Annotated in this window: 1 protein-coding gene; it reads right to left on the bottom strand. The window is 63.7% G+C overall.

All coding sequences use genetic code 11. The features are described 5' to 3' along the window. Nucleotides 1-647: HAD family hydrolase (locus N0B51_RS14830; RefSeq protein ID WP_259963373.1), on the bottom strand; the 647-nt coding region annotated here is incomplete at both ends.

The raw sequence follows: 647 nt of genomic DNA, 5'->3' as shown, positions 1-647 counted from the left end.
CAGAAAGGTTCATGACCCGCCAACCGCGCGCGCGGGCCTTTTGCGCTTTGGCGGAAGAGCCAGTAACGAAAATCGGATCGCTTGCCAGGTCGAGCAGGGGCGCGTCCGCGAAGCTGTCGCTGACGAAGCGGATTTCGGCGTCCTCCGGATCGATGCCCTGTTCCTGCATCCATGCGAGCACGCGGGCCTTCTTGGCTTCACCGTAGCAATTGCCACCCACGATGTGCTGCCCGTCCCAATGCGTGCCGATCACCGTGCCGATTTGCAGGTGGCTGGCAATTTCGCGGGCGTAGAATTCGAAGGCGGCGGTGGCAACGATAATGCGGGCGCCGCCAGCACGGTCTTCCTCCAGCAAACGCACTGCTCCGGGATAGAACCCGCTCCCCTTGACCACGTGCGCGGCAAAATCCCGCCCCACGACCTCGAGCCGCTGCACACCAACGGGTCCGACCATCATCCGCATCCCACGCTCTTTCAGCGTTTCACGGCCAAAGAGGCCCAGCTTGTAGCCGATCATGCTGGCGATCCAGGCGGGCGAGAACGCCAGCCGCCAGGGGACGACACGCAGGGCCGCGAAATGCAGGAACGGCGTGTAGGTCGCGCGCCGGGTGAGCGTCTTGTCGAGATCGTAGATAGCGATACGCATG

The organism is Tsuneonella litorea, from assembly GCF_025154015.1.
GTDB classification, from domain to species: Bacteria; Pseudomonadota; Alphaproteobacteria; order Sphingomonadales; family Sphingomonadaceae; genus Tsuneonella; species Tsuneonella litorea.
This window is presented reverse-complemented; position numbering and strand designations above follow the sequence as displayed.